General features: G+C 71.6%; 13 protein-coding genes, 1 pseudogene and 1 CRISPR repeat array. Of the genes and pseudogenes, 2 read left to right on the top strand and 12 right to left on the bottom strand.

The window, feature by feature from the left end; translation table 11 throughout:
• Window positions 1-59 precede the first annotated feature (59 nt).
• The gene (cas3, locus tag ACFYOB_RS37280; RefSeq protein WP_388568337.1) at window positions 60-2,945 is read right to left on the bottom strand and encodes a CRISPR-associated helicase Cas3'; all 2,886 of its coding nucleotides are present in this window, start codon (window positions 2,943-2,945) and stop codon (window positions 60-62) included.
• A gap of 137 nt (window positions 2,946-3,082) precedes the next feature.
• Window positions 3,083-6,528: a CRISPR direct-repeat array (repeat unit 29 nt; unit sequence CGGACCATCCCCGCGGGCGCGGGGTCGAC).
• A 145-nt stretch (window positions 6,529-6,673) separates the two neighbouring features.
• On the opposite strand from cas3, the gene ACFYOB_RS37275 reads away from it, so the two are divergent.
• Window positions 6,674-6,868: a hypothetical protein gene (locus ACFYOB_RS37275; RefSeq protein ID WP_388568334.1), complete on the top strand. Its 195-nt coding sequence runs from the start codon at window positions 6,674-6,676 to the stop codon at window positions 6,866-6,868.
• 30 nt (window positions 6,869-6,898) lie between these two features.
• Complete coding sequence (locus tag ACFYOB_RS37270; protein WP_388568331.1) at window positions 6,899-7,099, top strand: hypothetical protein; 201 nt, start codon at window positions 6,899-6,901, stop codon at window positions 7,097-7,099.
• 168 nt (window positions 7,100-7,267) lie between these two features.
• Here the strand turns inward: ACFYOB_RS37270 and ACFYOB_RS37265 are convergent, their stop codons facing one another.
• The 11 genes and pseudogenes from ACFYOB_RS37265 to ACFYOB_RS37215 all read right to left on the bottom strand — a co-directional run bounded on the left by ACFYOB_RS37265 (window position 7,268) and on the right by ACFYOB_RS37215 (window position 19,750).
• Window positions 7,268-8,200, bottom strand: a complete 933-nt coding sequence (locus tag ACFYOB_RS37265) for a helix-turn-helix domain-containing protein (RefSeq protein ID WP_388568328.1) — start codon at window positions 8,198-8,200, stop codon at window positions 7,268-7,270.
• A 9-nt stretch (window positions 8,201-8,209) separates the two neighbouring features.
• Window positions 8,210-8,485, bottom strand: coding sequence for a hypothetical protein (locus ACFYOB_RS37260; protein ID WP_388568325.1), 276 nt, complete (start codon window positions 8,483-8,485; stop codon window positions 8,210-8,212).
• 720 nt (window positions 8,486-9,205) lie between these two features.
• Window positions 9,206-9,340: pseudogene (locus ACFYOB_RS37255) on the bottom strand (excalibur calcium-binding domain-containing protein); the annotation flags it as partial.
• A gap of 1,112 nt (window positions 9,341-10,452) precedes the next feature.
• Window positions 10,453-11,739, bottom strand: coding sequence for a UDP-glucose dehydrogenase family protein (locus ACFYOB_RS37250; RefSeq protein WP_388568323.1), 1,287 nt, complete (start codon window positions 11,737-11,739; stop codon window positions 10,453-10,455).
• Between the two features lie 155 nt (window positions 11,740-11,894).
• On the bottom strand, window positions 11,895-13,454 hold the full coding sequence (locus tag ACFYOB_RS37245; protein ID WP_388568320.1) for a glycosyltransferase family 4 protein: 1,560 nt from the start codon (window positions 13,452-13,454) through the stop codon (window positions 11,895-11,897).
• A gap of 29 nt (window positions 13,455-13,483) precedes the next feature.
• Window positions 13,484-14,938, bottom strand: a complete 1,455-nt coding sequence (locus tag ACFYOB_RS37240) for a Gfo/Idh/MocA family oxidoreductase (protein WP_388568317.1) — start codon at window positions 14,936-14,938, stop codon at window positions 13,484-13,486.
• A gap of 82 nt (window positions 14,939-15,020) precedes the next feature.
• Window positions 15,021-16,361: a putative PEP-binding protein gene (locus tag ACFYOB_RS37235; protein WP_388568314.1), complete on the bottom strand. Its 1,341-nt coding sequence runs from the start codon at window positions 16,359-16,361 to the stop codon at window positions 15,021-15,023.
• A gap of 4 nt (window positions 16,362-16,365) precedes the next feature.
• Entirely contained in the window at window positions 16,366-17,709 is a 1,344-nt protein-coding gene (locus tag ACFYOB_RS37230) for a UDP-glucose dehydrogenase family protein (RefSeq protein ID WP_388568311.1), read from the bottom strand.
• A 63-nt stretch (window positions 17,710-17,772) separates the two neighbouring features.
• Window positions 17,773-18,621: a class I SAM-dependent methyltransferase gene (locus ACFYOB_RS37225; protein WP_388568309.1), complete on the bottom strand. Its 849-nt coding sequence runs from the start codon at window positions 18,619-18,621 to the stop codon at window positions 17,773-17,775.
• 176 nt (window positions 18,622-18,797) lie between these two features.
• The gene (locus ACFYOB_RS37220; protein ID WP_388568307.1) at window positions 18,798-19,292 is read right to left on the bottom strand and encodes a hypothetical protein; all 495 of its coding nucleotides are present in this window, start codon (window positions 19,290-19,292) and stop codon (window positions 18,798-18,800) included.
• On the bottom strand, window positions 19,289-19,750 hold the full coding sequence (locus ACFYOB_RS37215) for a hypothetical protein (protein ID WP_388568305.1): 462 nt from the start codon (window positions 19,748-19,750) through the stop codon (window positions 19,289-19,291). Before ACFYOB_RS37215 ends, ACFYOB_RS37220 begins: the two co-directional genes overlap by 4 nt.
• Window positions 19,751-19,867 lie beyond the last annotated feature (117 nt).

Here is a 19,867-nt window from a genome sequence, read left to right as displayed (position 1 = left end):
GGCCCGGCGGCTCACCGGGCCCATGGGGCGGCTGCCGGTGCGGCCGGCCGCGGGCTCCTCTACATCTGCCGGAGCCCGAACTCTTCGTCGTAGGACACGGTGAAGTCACCCACGCGGGCTCTGCGTGATGCGTCCAGCACCAGAGCACGGCTCCGCCGCAACCACGGATGCCCGTGCCAGCCGGGCAAAGGACGCAGTTCAAGCGCCGGGTGTGTGAGCTTGGAGGGCAGCCTCACCGTCGAGCCCAGTACCTCCTCCAGCACGTCCGGTGCCACGTCTCCGTTGACGCTCAAGGCCCGCCCGGCCAATGTCCGGAAGACGGCTTCGCCCTCGCCCCGGACCACGAGAACGACCTCGACGGACTCGTCACCGTCACGCACCGCTGCCCGCAGCGAATCCTCATCGCCGCCCGCGGTGGATCCGCCGTAGTGCAGACCCGCCAGTGTCCGGCGCTCGTGCTCACCGTGCGGGGTCAAAAGGAACTCGCGCGCCGCTTCCGCGCGGGTACGGTCCCGGTCGTTCTGCTCCCTGGCGGCAGCCTCACAGGCCTCCTGCCACGCTTCGGGCAGCAGTGACGTATCCGTCCCGTACACGCTCTCCACCAGCCCGGGTACGTCTCCCGGAACCGACCACCCCTTGCCCGCATCGGGCAGTACGGAAGCGGTCCGCAGCAGCAGATGACGCCCGTAGATCATCTCGCTGGCGTGCACGAAGGCCGGCTCGCGGCCGTCGCATGGCTGGAATCCGGTGACGAACGCCTTGGGCGTGCGCAGTCGGCCCGGGCGCCACGTGCCTTCATGCCGGTGCAGCCGTCCGATGCGCTGCAGCAGGAGGTCGACGGGGGCAAGATCCGTGACGAGCAGGTCTGCGTCGACATCGAAGGACTGCTCGGCAAGCTGTGTCGCCACCAGGATGAGCCGTCCGCCCGGGCGGCGGGGCGTCCGCGGCCCCAGCAGGCGCAGGCTCTCCTCCGTCAGGTCGGCGCGTCGGGCAACGGTGAAGCGGGCGTGCAGGAGTCGCACTTCGGCGTAATCGAATCGGCCGCGCAGTTCCTCGTAGACGCTCTGCGCCCGCGCGACGGAGTTGCGGATGACAAGCGCGGTCCCTCCGTCGGCGAGTTCGTCCGCCAGCAGATCACCTACTGCGGTATCCGCATCGCTCTGCAGACGCTCTCGTTCTTCACGCGTGGATCGTGCACCCGGCATCGTCTCCGGCATCACGCGCACGGCGACGGGGAGGTCTGCGCGCCAGCTCTCCGTCGCGTCTGCGTGGAACTGCGCCTCCCCGGAGGCGGCCAGCCAGGCGGCCGTGACACTCGGATAGCCCTGCGGAGCCGGAACGTGCGCCGGGAACTCCTCCTGCGAGGCCGCACCGGCAAGGTAGGCCTCGAACAGCGCCTGCCGCTGAGCGGGGGCAAGCGTCGCGGAGAGAACGATCACGGGCACGCCCGCCTGGCCCAGCCAGCGCAGTGCTTCCGCCAGGAACTGGCTCATGTAGACGTCACACGCGTGGACTTCGTCCAGCACCACGACCTTGCCCGCAAGTCCGGCCATCCGCAGCATGACATGCCGTGTGCGGGTGGCCGCGTACAAGAGCTGATCGACGGTGCCCACGACGAACGGGGCCAGAAGCCCGCGCTTGGGCCCGAGGAACCACTCCGCGGGGGCCTTCCGCTCCTCCTCGCCGCACTCTTCGTGCTGGACACCGTAGGGGTCGTCGTCCATCCCGAACTCGTCGACTCCCTCGAACGCCTTATCCGCGGAGGCTCCCGCGTTTTCCAGTAGTGCTTTCCACTCCTGGTTGAAGGGCCTCTTGCCGTGCAGCAGTACCACCCGGGACGCAAGGTCGGCGTCGATGGCCTCCAGCCACCGCCGGGTGCGGGTGAACATGGGATCGCTGGTCGCCTGGGTCGGCATCCCGACAAAGACACCGTCCGCACCGAACCTGGCGGCCAGGACTTCCGCCGCCGCCTGAGCGGCCTCCGTCTTGCCCTCCCCCATGGGGGCCTCGATCACCATCAGCCCCGGACCGCCCATGCTGCGCGCAGCATCGACGACCATGGCCTGCGACGGCCGCGGCGCGTATCCGAACCGGTCCCGAAATGCTTCGGGCACCGGAGCGGTCAGGGCCCCCCAGCCCCGCTGGAGTCCCAGTGCCGTCCAGGCCGCAGCCGCCCGCTGGCGGGAAGCGTCCAGACTCACCTGCCGCAGGTCATCCATGCCGTGGAAGAAGCGTTCGTCACTCGCGATCCAGTCCGCCATGACCACCAGACCACTGAGCTGCAACTGCAGCGCCCGCGACGGGACCGCCACAGGCTGCAGCTCGCCGAGGCCCCCGAACCCCAGCTCTTGGGTGAAAACATCCAGCACCGCATGCTGAACCTGGCGCCAGAGCCCCCTCCCCCTCAACTGCCCCTTGGCCGTCCTGGGCTCCTGAACGTCCCGCAGCGACGGAAACGCGCCATGATGCCCCGCCACCAGAGGCCACACCCAGTCCACCTGCTCCGGGCCCCAGCCGGCCGAGGCCAACAGCTCACGCGCCATCAGCCCACCGGCCCAGTCGTGACGCCAGCGCCTCTGGCTTTTCGCCCCCGCCACAGCAGCCGGCTCGAACCAGGTCAGCCCCGACCCCCGCACCGCCTCCGCACCCTCGGACCACAGACGCTGATGCACCGGCGTCGCCTTGCCGCAATCGTGGATCCCGCACAGCCAGGCGAACAGCCCTCGCCCGCGCCCCGGCCCACCGGCGACCGCATCCAGGGCCGACCTTGTCGAAGGAGCAAGGAAGCCGTCCCAAAGCAACTCCGCTACCGCAGCAGTGTCCAGGAGATGCGCCATCAGAAGGTTCGTGGTACCCCCGGCCCGCTCACGCGACTTGCCCCACAACGTCTCCAGGGCCGCCGCGACAGAGGGCTCAAACCGCTCACGCAGCTGCTGTAAGTCCACCAGACCCTCCACGAACTCGTCCGAAGAACACCAGAGAGTAAGGACCACCACTGACAACACGCCTTGACCTGCGAAAACCGAACCCCATCCCCCGAGACCCTCAACCCTCAGGAGGCCCCACGGGCATACAGGAGACTAGGACCATCCCCGCAGGTGCGGGGTCGACTCCACCGCCTGGCCCTCGCCGTTCGCGGGGGCCGGACCATCCCCGCGGGCGCGGGGCCAACGGTCCGTAGATGGTGATCACGGGCCACGTAGGCGGACCATCCCCGCGGGCGGGGGGTCGACTGCATCTCGATCCCGGACAGCACGCAGTGCGCCGGACCATCCCCGCGGGCACGGGGTCGACGCGTGGTAGCCGAGCGTCCGGGTGTACGTGGCCGGACCATCCCCGCGGGCACGGGGTCGACAGCATCGCGCACGTCAGTGGACCCTTGCCCCACGGACCATCCCCGCGGGCGCGGGGTCGACCGGAGCCGGAGCACCGCCCCGCCCAACCGGAGCGGACCATCCCCGCGGGCGCGGGGTCGACGGTCTCGATGTCGAGCGCGTACATCAGGTGTCCGGACCATCCCCGCGGGCGCGGGGTCGACGCTGCCGAGCAGGCGCTCGCCGGTCACCAGCTGGGACCATCCCCGCGGGCGCGGGGTCGACCCGGAGCCGGTCCTCCCGTGGAGGGAGCGGCCCGGACCATCCCCGCGGGCGCGGGGTCGACAAGCCGACCCTGCCGCGCGGGCAGTGCAGCACCGGACCATCCCCGCGGGCGCGGGGTCGACTGCCGGAAGCGGGGCGGTTCCTCCCACTGCCCGGGACCATCCCCGCGGGCGCGGGGTCGACGTCATGCGGGACCTTCCCGAACAGGCCGGGCACGGACCATCCCCGCGGGCGCGGGGTCGACCCCGCCCCCCACCGGGCGCGGGACGGCGGTCTCGGACCATCCCCGCGGGCGCGGGGTCGACCTCGGAACCGTCTTCGTGGTTGGCGATGCAGTAGGACCATCCCCGCGGGCGCGGGGTCGACGGCCAGCCGGGCTATATCCAGCGGCCGATCAGCGGACCATCCCCGCGGGCGCGGGGTCGACTATCACTCGCGCCAGAGTGCCGATAGCGCGCTCGGACCATCCCCGCGGGCGCGGGGTCGACGGCCGTCGGGAGCCTCGATCGGGTGAGCCCAAAGGACCATCCCCGCGGGCGCGGGGTCGACGTGGTGTGCCGCTCGGCCTCGGCCTTGGCCGCCGGACCATCCCCGCGGGCGCGGGGTCGACTTGCCGACGGCCTTCGTCCGCAGGGCCTCGCCCGGACCATCCCCGCGGGCGCGGGGTCGACGGCTCGACGGTTGCTGAGGCCAGCCTCGTAAGGGGACCATCCCCGCGGGCGCGGGGTCGACACCGGCAGGCCGTTGGTCGTCAGCGTCAAAAAAGGACCATCCCCGCGGGCGCGGGGTCGACCGCTACGGCTACCTGCTCGACCACCCGCAGCCCAGACCATCCCCGCGGGCGCGGGGTCGACGGACTTGACTCGCAGTTTCTGAGGAAAACCACCGGACCATCCCCGCGGGCGCGGGGTCGACCACAGCGTCAGCATGAAGACCGCCGTGCGTGCCGGACCATCCCCGCGGGCGCGGGGTCGACTGCGCCCACCACTGCGACGGAAGCTGCCCGGTCGGACCATCCCCGCGGGCGCGGGGTCGACCCCTTCGGTGGGTAGGAGACCGGTCTGGTGGGGGGACCATCCCCGCGGGCGCGGGGTCGACGGCCCGTGTTCGGGTCGGTCGGCCTCTCCGGCCGGACCATCCCCGCGGGCGCGGGGTCGACATAAGGCCCAGGGGCTGAGCGCCGACCATGCCCGGACCATCCCCGCGGGCGCGGGGTCGACGTGTACTCGACCTCGATGATGGCGACGTTCATCGGACCATCCCCGCGGGCGCGGGGTCGACCCCAGTCCACCGCTGTTCACCGCCACCTGATTCGGACCATCCCCGCGGGCGCGGGGTCGACGCCGAGGAAAGCGCCTTGGCGACACGAGCCCTCGGACCATCCCCGCGGGCGCGGGGTCGACACAACGGCCGGGGCCAGGTCGGAGGCGCCGAACGGACCATCCCTGCGGGCGCGGGGTCGACCCTCTGGCCCGCGTGCTGTCTGACCGTTTTCTCGGACCATCCCCGCGGGCGCGGGGTCGACTACCGGCCCGTCGCCCCGTTGGTGCGGCGGGTCGGACCATCCCCGCGGGCGCGGGGTCGACGCAGCGTCCCGCGTTCATTCCCACGTGGGCCTAGGACCATCCCCGCGGGCGCGGGGTCGACTTCGCGACGGGCGGCGCCGTCGGCATCCCGCGCGGACCATCCCCGCGGGCGCGGGGTCGACTCGGGCCGGGCCCGACTCGGCCAGCGCATCACGGGACCATCCCCGCGGGCGCGGGGTCGACACTTCCGAACTCTGTAACTCCGGTAGTACCGAAGGACCATCCCCGCGGGCGCGGGGTCGACCTCGGACGACGTCATCTCGGGGGTGAGTGCCGGCGGACCATCCCCGCGGGCGCGGGGTCGACGACCTGCTGGGCGCTAGGACCGATCGGCAAGGCGGACCATCCCCGCGGGCGCGGGGTCGACGAGCTGGACGACGTCGCTGGGCAGGATCACGGCGGACCATCCCCGCGGGCGCGGGGTCGACGAACTGCGGGTTGCCGCGGTCGTCCTGACCGACGGACCATCCCCGCGGGCGCGGGGTCGACGGTATCGCCGCGCCGGTCGAGAGACCTGGCGGCGGACCATCCCCGCGGGCGCGGGGTCGACTTGATGACTACCTGGTAGGCCATCCCGCGGGGCGGACCATCCCCGCGGGCGCGGGGTCGACGTGTCCACGAAGATGTGGCTGTACGGGAGTTTCGGACCATCCCCGCGGGCGCGGGGTCGACAGGACACTGCGGCCAGGAACAGCCACCTCGCCCGGACCATCCCCGCGGGCGCGGGGTCGACACGTCCACCGGCAGGGCGGCGGCGAGGGTGGACGGACCATCCCCGCGGGCGCGGGGTCGACTAGCGGACCTTGCCACGCCCGCTGCCGTACCGCGGACCATCCCCGCGGGCGCGGGGTCGACGGCGGCCATGAGGAGCAGGGCGACGAGGTCGCCGGACCATCCCCGCGGGCGCGGGGTCGACAGAACAACTCCTCAGAGAATTCTCGAAACGATCGGACCATCCCCGCGGGCGCGGGGTCGACAGCCCGAGCAAGGCCTGGGACGTCGCAACCAAGGGACCATCCCCGCGGGCGCGGGGTCGACAGAGAGCCCGAAGCCGTAGCCATCCCCCTGACAGGACCATCCCCGCGGGCGCGGGGTCGACCCGCCGAGATCGCTCGGGACCAGGCAGCCGCGCGGACCATCCCCGCGGGCGCGGGGTCGACTGCGCGTCGCAGACCTCCCGGAGCGAGGGCAGCGGACCATCCCCGCGGGCGCGGGGTCGACGATGCCCGCGTACCCCTCGCCTTCGCTCATCGCGGACCATCCCCGCGGGCGCGGGGTCGACCTCCTTTCGGCAACAAAGGAGAGGCGAGGAGCCGGACCATCCCCGCGGGCGCGGGGTCGACTCTTTCTGATCTGGGGCTTTATCGGCTCAGATGGCTGTTTTCATTTAGTTGCTTGGGGGGGATCAGCCGTCGAGTCGACGGGCTGCCAGCGGTCGCGCCCTGCACTGCGGACGGCCCAGCGGGCACGGGCGCGGTGGCTGGCTGCTTGCTCATCCGGGACTCCTGGACTGTCATCTGGCGTGGTGTCACCACGGTATCGCCGCTGTGGGCCCGGGAGCCCAGTGCGGCGAAAATCAAGACCAACAAGGCTGCTGGAGCGGCCGTCGAGGCGGTCGCCGCCCTCCGCAACAACTGCGGCATTGGACACAACGAAGCGGACCTCAGCCCGATGCGCCTGTGACGGCGGCGGCGGTCAGGCGTTGTTGTCGGCATGGACGACGACATGCTGGACGTACTGCTCGACGGTGCGAACGAGACCCGGCTGAAGCTGATCAGCGAGGACGAGGCCAGGGCTTTGATGGTCCTGCTCGCGGTGCTCGACGACGACACCCAGCCCGAGAGGATCACAAGGGCCGCGGGCGAGCTGCGGTTCAGGCTCGGCTCCCGCCTGGCCGCGCCCCAGGAGTCCTAGGCGCGGTCTCGTAGGAGACGGTCGAGCCGGGGCAGTCCTCCGCAGCCCAAGCAGCGCCTCGCGCTAGTGGTCGTCCGCCGCCAGGCCCCAGCGGAGCTTGGTCTCCAACCAGCCCGTCCGAGTCGGCCGGCCCCGCCGTGCCCGAGCCGCCTTGCGAAGCCACCGACGTCAGGGCGATCCAGCCCTCGGCAGGCAGTCGAATGCCGAGGTCGCTCCCCTCACCAGGACCGGCAGGTGCTGCGCGGCCGCGGGCGGCTCGGGACTGCCTAGGTGGGCCGCTCGGCAGACCACGCACCCGGCTTCGCCGAGGATGATCTGTGCCAGCCGGAACCGGCCCCACTTCCCGCAGGTCACGCAGCGAGCACCCCATGGCTGACGGGGGCCGGGAAACTTCTCGGTCGGCGCGAATCCGGCCTTCCTGATCAGGCGCCGTGCCGCCTCGTCGCTGTGGGGACCAGCCAGCAAGGCGTCGACCTCCCGTGCGCGTGCCTGCTCATAACGCCTGCGCCGGTCCCGTTCGTTCTCCGCGGTGGCGCGCACCCGCTTCCATGCCTCCATCCATGCCGGGCGTTTGTGCGGGGCGAGGTCACAGGCGACGAGGTAGGCCTCCATCCGCTCCCGGGTCTGGGGAATGAGCCTGCGGCGGATGATCCGGTGCAGTGTGGAGCGTGAGAGGCGCTGTATGCCCGGGGCCAGCTCCGTACGGCGCTGCATCACTCGGAGCGAGGGGGCGCCGGCTCGTTCGTGGAGGCCGGCGAGGACCGCACCGAGGTCGGCCTCGTCCCGGGCCATGTTCAGACGCGGAGCGTCGGAGGAGTGCGCACCGCTGGTGCGGCGCACCTTCTCCTTCTGGGCCTGGTGCCACAGGCCCATGACCAGTCCTGGGTTGACGTTGCAGCCGATCGCGTAGGCGCGTACCACCTCCGGGGGCGGGACGCGTTCGCCGGAGGCGGCGCGCTGGAGGGTGGCGCGGCTGTATCCGGCGCGGCGGGCGAGCTGGTCATAGGTGAGGGCTGCGTTGGCGCGGGCGGTGCGCAGGCTCTGGGCGAGGCGTCCCACCGCCATGTCGGGGTGGGGGATTTTGTTTTCGGGGCGGCCCATCGGCGGCTGCTACTCCTGCGGAGCGGTGGTCAGCGCGGCGCGGATGGCCTGTCCCCTGCGGCCGAGGACTCTGCCGGACTTCAGGCGCACCGTGGTCACGGCGGTGACGCCCGCGCCGGCGAGGAGGCCCAGGACGTCGGTCACGGGCATGCCTTTGGCCGCGAGAGCGGCGGCGGAGATGATGAAGGCGATGACGATCCCGGCGTCGCTGCGGCCACTGCTGGGGGTGGAGTCAGCGGCCTGCTGGCTGGGACGGGCGTCGGTCCGTAAAGGGGTGGGGGTCACCACTGTTCGTTCCTTTGGATCTTGGAGTGTCCGGTCCCCTCTGGGAACCGGACACCGCTGCGACACGGGGAAATCCCGCTGGCTCCAACACACGGTGAAACGGTCACGGGTGGATGGCGCCACCCGCGATCGAGAGAATCGTGCCACCCTGGACGCGCCCCGGTGCACGCCGGAGCGAGTTGGCTACCGTGCTGTCCCAGGCAGAAATTGGTGGATCGCACTACGGTCCGATTAGTGGGCTCATCCCTCAACTGGGCGAATGCCCGAATGCTTTCGCCGGGCTACGCGGCAGGCGCGGGCGGTGAGCGGGTTCGCTCAGATTCGTCCCATGATCATTTGCAGGGCGGGACAGCCGGTGTCAGTATCGACAGCGCGTCGAGTTCCTCGGCGAAATCCCGCGAACGCCCTGGCTCCAACCAGTTGCAAGCGGACCCGCGTGATCACGTATGGCGCGTGAGAAGGCCGACAGAGCCGGCACCCGAAAACGGGGCCGGCTCTTGGCATATCCGCCCAACGGCCTACCTCCGCCCGGTCCTCCGCCGAGGAACGCGGAGTCAGTCCGCTGCCCGTTCGGATCAGTACGCGGCCGCGTTCACGGCCGACCCGCCTGCGACGGGGCAGCGTGGAAGGCGGAGTCCGCCCGGGAGCCCTTCGCACGTCGACCGGGCGGACCGCCTACCACTGCCGGCAACCTCGTCCGACGGAGCGGCCCGCGAGGTGTCACTCGCAGGCGACGCCGTCACCGTCACGGTCGAGATGCGATCCGAAGCCAGGGTCACCCCTCCGGATCGGCGCGGCCCCGGCCTCTGTGACAGCGGTACAGTTCCGGTACGAAACACCACCGCCACCGGAGCCGCTCGGCAAGGCAAGAGCTGACTGCCCCTTCCGTCGGGCCGGGGAACGTTGCTCCGTATCGTTGACCCGCCAAGTCGGTTCAAGTGTTCGGAGGCTTCCTGCGGGTCGGGGACCATGGCATGTGGGATCACATCTTTCCGGTCAGATATCTTCTGACCCGCCAGGATGCCGGCCTTGAGAGCGACTTCTGGGGGCGGTGCGCCGATGTCGAGGGACTGTTCGCCGACCCGGTGCCGCCGTCACGTGAACTCCTGACTCTGCGCGGGTGCACGCCCGCAGGGCCATGGCACGATGTGCCTTTCCCGACGAGGCCACGCGGTCTTTGGGCAATCTGGATGTTGACATCTCAGATGAGAAGGGCCCCCAGTTCGCGTGGACCCTGGTGGACACGGTCGTCATCTCGTCCTCGCCCAACGCGACCGATCCGGGACTCGTCGACGTCGTCGTCGGCACTGGCGTGATCGAACACAGCGAGGTCTGGCCCGGCGCCGGCCCTGGCACGATGCCTGCCGTTCCGCGCTTCGCAGTAGCAGAAGAGGACTACAGGGGCGGGGCCTGTCGGCGAATGCCGCAGCATCGACGGTCTCGTCGCCCCGCGCAAGGTCCGCCCAGACATCCCCTTGCAGCTCATTGGGTGCGAGCCCGGCGAGCGACTGCTCGCTGCCCTGCGCAACACGCAAGCCTGGGCCCAGGAGTGGGGGTACTGGTGGTACTGGACCGGTTCGGGCGGGAGATGGGGTCCCACTCTGGAGATCGCCAAGGTCAGTGCGTCCGTGCTGGTCCCGGCGATCTGCGGCGTCCTGGACATGGACCGCCCCTGGTGGGGCGACCCGGAGGCGGACTGGACGATGCGGATGGCCCGCGCCAAACAGAAACGAGCGCCGGGCCTTCTTCGACACCTACCCGCGGCCGGAGGAGACCGAGGCCGCCGCGTGGCGGCGGCACGTGTACGAGGTGCGCCACCTCGGCGCGTTGCGGCTGGAGCGTCACCGGCTCGGCAAGCAGCCCGGCGTCCGGGACTCCTATCCCTGTGTGGGAGGCGCCCGGGTGGTCTGGTCAGGTGGTAGGGCCCGGCCGACGGTGGAGGCGACAGCCTGCTGGTGGACGAGCAGTCAGGGGCGGCCGACGGAGGTGTACCGGAATCCGATCTCGCGCAGGCGCGCTGGGTCGAGGAGGTTGCGTCCGTCGAACAGGACTGGTGTGCGCATGGCGCTGTGCGCTTCGGTCCAGTCGACTTCGGCGAGTTCGGGCCATTCGGTCACGATCACTGCCGCGTCCGCGTTGGCCAGGGCCTGCTGGGGGGTCGGGTAGCGGGTGGTGGAGTCCCAGGGTTCTCCGGCGGCCGGGCGGGCGAGGGGGTCCCAGGAGCGTACGTGTGCGCCTTCGGCGAGGAGGCGGCTGGCGAGCACGGTGGAGGGTGCTTCGCGCATGTCGTCGGTGCCGGGCTTGAAGGCCATGCCGAGGAGGGCGATGCGCTTGCCGGCGAGGTCGCCGAGTTCGTCCTTGAGGTGCTGGATGGCGCGGCGCTTTTGGATGTTGTTGACGTTGATGACGGCGGTGAGGAGCTGGGGGTGGAAGCCGGTGTTGGAGGCCATCTGGCGCAGGGCTTCGCTGTCCTTGGGGAAGCAGGAGCCGCCCCAGCCGATGCCGGGGCGCAGGAAGTGGGCGCCGAGGCGGTGGTCCATGCCGACGGCTCCGAGGACTTCGGTGACGTCGGCGCCGGTGTTCTCGCAGAGGGTGGCGATCTCGTTGGCGAAGCTGATCTTCGTGGCGAGGAGTGCGTTGGCGGCGAGTTTGACCATCTCGGCGGACTTGACGTCCATGGTGGCGATGGGTGCGTTGATGCCGGTGTGCAGGGCGGCGACGAGGGCGCCGGCGGTGTCGTTGTCCTGGCCGATGACGATGCGGTCGGGGGCCATGAAGTCTTGGATGGCGCGGCCTTCGGCGGTGAACTCGGGGTTGGAGACGTAGCCGACGTGGGCCAGGCCGATCTCGTCGAGGAGGGCGCGGGCGCGGGCGCCGGTGCCGACGGGGACGGTGGACTTCATGACGACGGCCTTCAGGTCGTCGGCGTCGGTGAGGGAGCGGACGACGGCCCATACGCGGGAGAGGTCTGCGTCGCCGGAGGCGGAGGGCGGGGTGTCCACGCAGACATAGGCGATCTCGGCGCCGGTGACGGCCTCGGTGAGATCCTCGGTGAAGGTCAGGCGTTCCTTGTTGCGGGCGATCATGTCGCCAAGGCCGGGTTCGTGGATGGGGACGTCACCGGCGTTGAGGATGCGGACGCGTTCGGGGTTGATGTCCCGGACGGCCACCTGGTGGCCCAGCTCGGCGAGGCATGCTCCGGTCACCAGTCCGATGTATCCGGCGCCGAACACCGCGATGCGTCGCTCTGCCATGTTCTGTCCATCCTTCTCGTGCCGGTTCAGGGGCGTTGTTCGGATATGCCGGATGACGCCCGGATCTCGGGCGCCACCCTACTCGGCAGGGCTTCCGCTGCCGGAATCGTGCTGCTTCTGGGGCGGTCGGCCGTGGCGGTCCGCCGGTGCGCGGTTCAGGAGGTCCGGTCGGTGAGGACGCGGTCGTAGATGTCGAAGTAGCGAGGGGTGAGGCTGCGCCAGGAGTAGCGGTCGCGGGCGAACTGGCCGGCGGCATGGCCTCGGCGAGTCAGCTCGGCCGTGTCGTCGAGGGCGTGCTCGATGGTGGCGGCGAGGTCGTCGAGGTCGCCGGGGGCCGGGAGCCAGCCGGTGGCGTGGGGGCCGGTGGTGGTGACGTAGCCGAGGGGGCCGCCGCTGGCGGAGGCGATCACGGGGGTGCCGGAGGCCATCGCTTCGAGGTAGATCAGGCCGAAGGGCTCGTCCACGGAGGGGGCGGTGAGGAGGTCGGCGCAGTGCAGGCCGTCGATGAGGTCGCTGTGGGGGCGCCAGCCCGCGAAGAAGATGTCGTCGGTGATGCCGAGGCGGGAGGCGAGGGTGTGAGGGTGCTCGCCTTCCCATTCGCCGGGGTTGCCTCCCAGGACCAGCAGCGCGGGGCGGAGGGGAGTGCGCTGGCGCAGGACGGCGACCGCCTCCAGGAGGAGGTTGAGGTGCTTGAAGGCGAGGAAGCGGCCCATCCACAGCAGGAGCGGCCGGCGGCGGCCCTGGTCGTCGTGGAGCAGGCGGCGCACGTCACCGGTGGTGTAGCGGATGGTGCCGGGTTCACGGCCGGGGAGCCAGCCTTGGGGGTCGTCGACGAGCCACCGGTGGAGGATCTTGGAGCGGTCGGCGTCGTCGAAGGACCCGGGCGGGGTGAATCGGTCGGTGTCGACGCCGTTGGGCACGAGGTCGATCCGGCTGTCGGGGATGTGGGCCAGGGATTGGGCGAGGGCGCGGTCTTGTTCGGAGATGACCACGACCCGGTCGCAGGTTCGGGCGTAGGCGCGCAGCCGGTCCACCCAGTGCCGGGCGTGGGTCCACATGTGCCAGCGATCGGTGAGCAGTGACTCGGCCTCGTTGAGGTCGGGAGCACCCGCGGTCTGGGCGATGCGCCGCACGGTTGCCCGGGGTTCGGTGCGGTACTGCTCGCCGAGGTCGGCGACGGACAGGCCCACGGCGTCGGCGAGGCGCAGTCGGCGCAGAGCGTGGGCGAGGAACTTCAGCTCGGTGCCGTGCAGGGTGGTCACCACCGGGCGGTGGCCGCCCTGGGCGACGCCATGCAGGGGGGTCAGGTGGTGCAGATGAAGCAGGCCGGCCAGTCCTGCGTGGTGGGTGGTGAGGTGGCGGCGCCAGTAGGTCTCGATGGCGTCGGCTGTGTGCGGGGCGACGGCGGCGAAGACGCGGTCGGGGGCGCCGGTGCGGTCCTCGTAGCTGGGGTGCATGGGCACCGGCTGGGCGAGGGCGTCCGCGCCGTGGGTGTGGGCGGTGGCAGCCGGGTTGTAGTCGGTGACCGTCAGGGGCAGGCCGGTGTAGAACGTGGGGGCGTGGGAGTAGGCGCCGGGCTGTCCGAGGGAGCCGGCGAAGATGCGGGCCGGTCGGCCGGCGGCGAGGGTCTGCTCGGTGAGGTTCTTGACGACGAGGGAGGATCCGCCGCGGGGGAAGAAGAGGATGCCGTGGTCCACGGCCGGGAGGTCGTTCATGTCGGTGTCCTTCGAGTGGGCGTGCGGGCTCAGCGGGGGATGTCGATGAGGAGCGACGGCGTGAGTACGGTGCGGCGTTCGGCGTCGGCTTCGTGGCGGGCGGCGATCAGCCGGTACATGGCCGCGTAGATGCGCTGGGTGAGGGTCTGGTCCGCGAGGTGTGTCATGCGCCGGGAGACCAGTTCGTTCGGGGGGCATCCGGCGGCGGCGCGCAGGAACTCGGCGGTCATGGTCTGGGGGGTGACGGTGCTGGCGCTGTGCGCGTTCTCGTACACCGTGTCCGCGTAGCGTCCGCCCGAGGCGTCGATGAGGGGGTTGCGGCGGTGTTCGAGGCGGATGCGGTAGCGGTCGCCGACGACGTCGTTCTTGCTGACGCGTACGTGCTGGAGGGGGCCCTGGTGGAGGTCGATGACGAACTGGGACATGCGGCCCTTCTCCCGGAAGGGCAGGTGTCCGGCGCGGTCGGCTTCTTGGAGGCCGACCTGGCGGTGGGAGTAGCTGTTGGAGGTGAAGGCGTACGTGAGGTAGCCGTGGACCCGGGCGTCGTCGTCGAGGAGTTCGAGGGTGAAGGCGAAGTCCATCTCCGCCAGAGCGGTCCGCCGATCCAGGCCGGCCATCGCGGCCGGCTCCGGTGACAGGGGCCGCAGGAGGGCTTCGAGGGCGCGGTTCTGGCCGGTATCGAGGTAGTCGCCCACGCGCCGCACGTAGTGATTGGTGATCCGCAGCACGGTGAGGGGGCCCTGGGCCAGGCCCAGGTACCAGGCCATGAGGTCGATGTAGTGGTAGCTGGAGAAAGCGAGCGCGCCGACGCCGTGGGTGTAGCCGTGGGCGTTGCCGAGGCCGTACTCCTCGGGCAGGCGGAAGTGGCCGCCGGTCACGGTGAAGTTGGCCATGGTCAGGGGCTGGCCGTGCTTCTCGTAGACCTCGGTGATCAGGCGGGAGGAGTCCACGAAGGCGTCGTTGGCCCGGCGGCGCATGGGCATGGCGAAGAGGTGGCCGGGCCGGTCGAGGTGGGCTTTGAGCAGGTTGTCGAAGTGGGTGTCGATGGTGGCTGCGGCGTGCACGTCCCAGGCGGCGTCCGCGACGGCGACGATCGGCTTGTCGCACAGGACGTGGATGCCGCGCCGGGTCGCCCAGTGCAGGTAGGGGTAGTGGGCGACGGGGTCGCAGGCAACGATCGCCACGTCGAACGGCTGGCAGGCGTGGGCGGCGTCCAAGCGGCGCTCCAGGTCCTCGGCCTTCTCCCCCGGCCCCGGCTGAATCCACTGGGGCCGGTCGTAGCGCAGGAGGTCCAGCAGGTCCGGCATGTGGCGAAGGAGGTTCTCGTCGTAGGGGTCTCGCAGGTCACAGATGGCGCTGACCCTGACCGGGAAGCCACGGCGCTGCAGGGTGAGGATGGCCGGGACGTGGTTCTCGATGGCGGCCCAGTGGCCGCAGCCGCCGATCAGCAGGACGTTGATCGGGCGGGGCGTGGTCGCGGGCATGACGAAGTCGACCCTTCCGGTCCAGAGGGAGTGGGCGGTCCCGGGGCACGCGTTCTGCCCCGGGACCGCTGGGCCTGTCGGCTCAGAGGCCGAGGAGCGTGGCGACGTGCTGCGTGAGGTGGCCGGTGCCGCCGGTGGTGAGGGCTTCGTGCCGGATCGACAGGCGGGCGTCGTCGCCGAGGCGGGTGAGGGCCTCGTGTACGGCGGGGATCGCGGGGAGCGTGACGGTCAGGCCGCTGATGCCGAGCGAGGCCAGGACGGCGGCGCCGACGGGGCTGGCCGCCAGGCCGCCGCAGGCGGATACCGGTACGCCGGCCGGGCCGGCGGTGTCGGCGACGTGGGCGACGGTGCGGTTCACCGCGACGTGCAGGGGGTCGATGTCGCGGGCGAGGGCCGGGTTGGTGCGCGAGACTGCCAGGAGGTACTGGGTCAGGTCGTTGGTCCCGATGCTGAGAAAGTCGACGGACCCGATGAACTGGTCGACGGCCAGGGCGCAGGCCGGCACCTCCACCATCACGCCCAGCGGCACCCGCGGCGCCCTCAGTTCTCGCCGAATGCCCTTGGCGAGGGCTGCGGCCCGGGTGAACTCCTCGACGGTGGTGACCATCGGGAACATGATGCGCAGCCGCGCCCCGTCTGCGGCCGTGCGGTAGAGGGCCCGCAGCTGGGGGATCAGGAGGTCGTCCGGGCGGCGCAGGGCCAGGCGCAGACCCCGGACGCCGAGGAAGGAGTTGTCCTCCTGGGGCAGGTTGAGGGCGGGGACGGGTTTGTCGCCGCCGATGTCGAGGGTCCGTACGGTGATCTCCGCGTCCCCTGCTGCGTCGGCCAGGCTGCGGTAGGCCTGGTAGTGGGCGTCCTCGTCGGTGATCTCGTGCTCGCGGCCCAGGAAGAGGAGTTCGGTGGCCAGCAGGCCGATCCCGCTGGCGGCGCTGCCCGCGAGCTCGGCGGCCTGGGCGGGCTTCACGAACGTGGTGGACAGGGTGACCCCGCCCGGCGCCGGGCCGCCGGCCAGCGCCGCTTGGTGCCGGAGCCGGTTTCGCTCGGCCTGCTCGTCTTCGCGTCCGATCGCGGCCTGAAGATCCGGGCCGGCCAGACCGGTGTGCAGGAGACCGCCGTCGCCGTCGAGCGCGCACACGGTGCCCGACGGCAGGGCCAGGATCCCGGCGCCGGCCGCGACGACGGCGGGGATGCCCAGGCCGTGGGCCACCTGCACCGTGTGGGAGGTGGGGCCGCCGCTCGCGGTGCAGAACCCGGCGACCAGGGAGAGGTCGAGGGCGGCAGTGTCGGCCGGGGTGAGGTCCTCGGCCACCAGGATGTACCGGCCCTGCGGGGACGGGTCGTTCAGCCCCCGTACGGGGGCGACAACCCAGCCACGGGTTCCGGATACGCCGCGGTGTACCGCGGCGTTCTCGAACAGCTCCATCTCCTCAGGCCTCCTGGGCGGTGTGGTGGCGGAATGCCCCGAGCTGCTGGTGCTCCCAGCCGGCGGCCCGCCAGCGGATGGGGTTCAGGCAGCGGCGGGCGTCGATGACGGTCCGGGTGGTGGAGTCGGCGAGGGAGGCGGGGTCCAGGGCGGTGTAGCGCGGCCAGTCGGTGGCCACGATCAGCACCCCGGCGCCGACGAGGGCTTCGGCGGGGGCGTCGACCACCGTGAGCTCGGGGTGGTGGCGTCGCACGAGGTCGTTGACGCTGGGGTCGTGGACGCGGACCTCCGCGCCCGCGCGGTGCATCCGCATGGCGACGTCCAGGGCGGGTGAGTCGCTGATGTCGCCGACGGACGGCTTGTAGGAGGCCCCCCACAGGGCCACCACGGCCCCGTTCAGGCCGCCGGGCAGGACTGCGGCGGCGTGCGCGACGGCAAGCTCGCGGCGTGCGGTGTTGGTCTGGTCCACGGCAGACAGGAAGTCGGCGGCGGCGCTCTGGCCCAGGGCCTGGGCGCGATCGGCGAGGGCACGGATGTCTTTGCTCAGGCAGGAGCCGCCCCAGCCGAGGCCGGCTGTCAGGCCGAACGGGCCGATGCGCGGGTCCAGTCCGATGGCGGTGGCGACCGTCCGGGAGTCGGCGCCTGCTGCCTGGCAGACGTCGTCGACGAGGTTGGCGAACGAAAGCTTCGTGGAGAGGAAGGCGTTGGCGGCCGCCTTGGTCAGGTCGGCGGTCACGAGGTCGGTGGACAGCATCACCACCCCGGCCTCCAGCCAGCCGGCCCAGACCCGCCGGGCGATGCTCTCAACCACGGTCCGGTCGGCGTCCGACGATCCCAGGACCAGCCGTGCGGGGCGCAGGGTCGTCTCCATGGACAGCGCCTCGCGCAGGAAGTCCGGGCTCCAGCCCACCCGCAGCCGCACGCCGTCCGGGGCTTCGGCGGCCGCCAGGGCCGCCAACCGTCCGCTCTCCCCCACCGGGAGGCTCGACTTGCCGATCAGCACCGCGGCGCGCGTCAGCCGGCGGGCGAGGGCGGTGATGGACTCCTCGACCGCGCTCAGGTCCATCGTCATGGCCCCCTCGCGCTGCGGGGTCGGCACAGCGAGGAAGAACACGTCGCCGTGGGCGGCGGCTTCGTCGTAGGAGTCGGTGAACCGCATCCGGCCCGCAGCGGTGTGCTTGGCGATGTAGTCCGTGATGCCGGGCTCGTCGAAGGGGCAGCGGCCGGCCTTCAGCGCGTCCAGCGTCTCGGGGTTGATGTCGACGCCGAGCACGTCGTGCCCCAGCTCGGCCAGGGCGGTCAGGTAGGGCACGCCCAGGCGGCCCATACCGATGACGGTGACCTTCATTCTCTTCTCCCAGTTGTGGTTGCGGCAGGCGAACCGGCGGGGGTTGGTCGTAGGGGTGCGTTCTCAGGTGGTGTCGCCCGGGCGGCGGCCGACGATCACCGCGGCCTGGAGAGTGGCCTCGAAGCGGCCGTCCGGCCGGGCGGCTGTCAGGGTGTGGCGCAGGTCCTCTTCGAAGGCGGTCTGCCGGTCTCCGAGCGTCGCCGCCGAGGAGTAGGCGTAGGTGCGCTGGAGGCCGACCAGCTCATCGAGGGTGTAGGTCCGCCGGTAGTCCGTACGCAGGACGGACACCTGGCTGAACGCGGACCGGCGCAGGACCTCTTCGTGGTCGCCGGCGGGCTCGACGTACGCCGTGGCCGGGCCCGCGAGGTTGGCCGAGCCCAACCAGCGCAGGCGCAGCTGCTCAAGCAGCGGGTGCCACCATTCGCGCTGGGTGCCCGGTGCCCGGTAGCCGACGATGGCAACGAACCCGCTCGGCCGGACGGCCTCATCGAGGGCGGCCAGGACCTGGGGCCGGTCCATCCAGTGGAACGCGTCGGCAATCACCGCCCCGTGGAACAGCCCTGTGTGCTTCGCCAGGGCCGCCGCCTCGGTGGCGTCGGTGTGCTTCCAGGTGACCGTCCTGATGCCGCGTGCCTGGGCCCAGTCGCGGCCGGCCGCGAGCATCTCCTCGGACGCGTCGACCGCGGTGACCGAGGCTCCTCGCTCGGCCAGGTCGAGGGCCAGGGTGCCCGGCCCGCATCCGAGGTCGAGGATGCGCGGCCGGATTGTCGCCCATCCCCACTGGTTCGCGAGGTAGTCGATGACGGCCGGGGGGTGCGGGCGGCGGTAGGCCACGTACGGCGCGCCGCACGAAGCGAAGATGCCGCCAGCGTTCGTGTAGCGGGGACTGGTGCTTTGGGCGTCTTGGGTCACAACGACCTCCGGAGGTGGCGGTGTGTCGCGGGCTGGTCGAGGCCGTTGCCGGATGGCCGCCCTCGCTGCTCTGGGTATCGATCCATGCCGGTCGGATCCTGCGGTGTCGCGCGGGGCCGTGCGCCCCGGGCGGGCCGCCGGTCGGACCGGCCTCCCACCCGCAGAGCACGGGCTCGTCAGCGGTGCTCCGGCGCGTCCTCAGGGATCTGGCCGGCGGCGTAGAGGCAGGGGCCGGCGGCGAGGGAGATACACCCCCAGGCATCCGCGATGCGCCGGACGTCGGGATGCGCGCCCGGATCGGTGATCGTGCGCGGATGGCCCTGGAGGGCCAGCACGCTGACGGTGGCTAACCCGCGGCGAAGCACGGCGGTCACGATGTACCGGTGCGTGACCAGGACGTTCATGGCGTGGCTGGTCAGGTGCCCGGTCAGGGTGGCGAGGGCCTGGGCGTACGGCGGCTCGACGCCCCACAGTCCGTAGGCGATCCCGGCGTTGAACCTGGCCCGCTCGGGGGTCTTGTCGTCGTAAGCGGGGAAGGGCCACGAGGCGCGCTGCCCGGAGTCCTGGCGGCGGGCAGCGGCCCGGTCGGCCAGGGAGAGGCCCTGCGGGGGGACGTAGAAGAGCCGGTGGCCGCCCAGCAGCGCGGTGGGGGCGGTGGTGTGGTGCCTCATGAGTTCTCCGTCGTCCGGTTCAGGGCCGCCCGCAGGGCGTCCGGGTCGGCGAGTTGCGTCATCAGGCCGGGTTCCTGCACCCAGGTACCGGCGGGGACCTGGCGCCCGCCCGGCTTGGAGGCGACCAGCCAGAAGCCCGCGCCGATGGGGGTCGTGTCGGGCTCAGTCCAGGTCTCGGCCGTGCCTGCCGGGACGAGGACGTAGGTGCGGTCGACGGTGAGGTCGGTCAAGAGGGGGACCCTGGCCATGCCTTGGCCGAGGACTTCTGCGACGGCCTGCATCCGGCTGGAGGACATGGCCACCGCGTCCCACGTGCGGCCGGCGGGCAGCAGGGCGACGGCCAGGTTGCTGGCCCACTCCTCCCACACCTGGGCAGGCTGCTCGTGGGCCTGGGCGATCCAGTGGGCCCCGGCATTCGCCGGTTCGATCTCCCTCATCGCGCACCCCAGTTCGGGCACGTGCGGCACACCTTCACGGCCCAGCCGAGACGGCCCCGGCCTTCGGATGCGGTGTAGGCGTAGCCGCCGGGGCGCAGGTTCCCCGCCGCCCCGCACCGGGCGCACCGCTGCCCGCGC

The sequence above is a fragment of the Streptomyces sp. NPDC006463 genome, from assembly GCF_042870715.1.
Lineage (GTDB): Bacteria > Actinomycetota > Actinomycetes > Streptomycetales > Streptomycetaceae > Streptomyces.
The sequence above is the reverse complement of the archived record's forward strand: the minus strand, read 5'-3'. Positions and strand labels throughout refer to the sequence as shown.

Excerpts from the sequence above, each read along its gene's own strand:
- ACFYOB_RS37270 (WP_388568331.1), top strand. The coding sequence starts at position 6,899 with ATGGACGACGACATGCTGGACGTACTGCTCGACGGTGCGAACGAGACC.
- ACFYOB_RS37265 (WP_388568328.1), bottom strand. The coding sequence starts at position 8,200 with ATGGGCCGCCCCGAAAACAAAATCCCCCACCCCGACATGGCGGTGGGA.
- ACFYOB_RS37250 (WP_388568323.1), bottom strand. The coding sequence starts at position 11,739 with ATGGCAGAGCGACGCATCGCGGTGTTCGGCGCCGGATACATCGGACTG.
- ACFYOB_RS37245 (WP_388568320.1), bottom strand. The coding sequence starts at position 13,454 with ATGAACGACCTCCCGGCCGTGGACCACGGCATCCTCTTCTTCCCCCGC.
- ACFYOB_RS37240 (WP_388568317.1), bottom strand. The coding sequence starts at position 14,938 with ATGCCCGCGACCACGCCCCGCCCGATCAACGTCCTGCTGATCGGCGGC.
- ACFYOB_RS37235 (WP_388568314.1), bottom strand. The coding sequence starts at position 16,361 with ATGGAGCTGTTCGAGAACGCCGCGGTACACCGCGGCGTATCCGGAACC.
- ACFYOB_RS37230 (WP_388568311.1), bottom strand. The coding sequence starts at position 17,709 with ATGAAGGTCACCGTCATCGGTATGGGCCGCCTGGGCGTGCCCTACCTG.
- ACFYOB_RS37220 (WP_388568307.1), bottom strand. The coding sequence starts at position 19,292 with ATGAGGCACCACACCACCGCCCCCACCGCGCTGCTGGGCGGCCACCGG.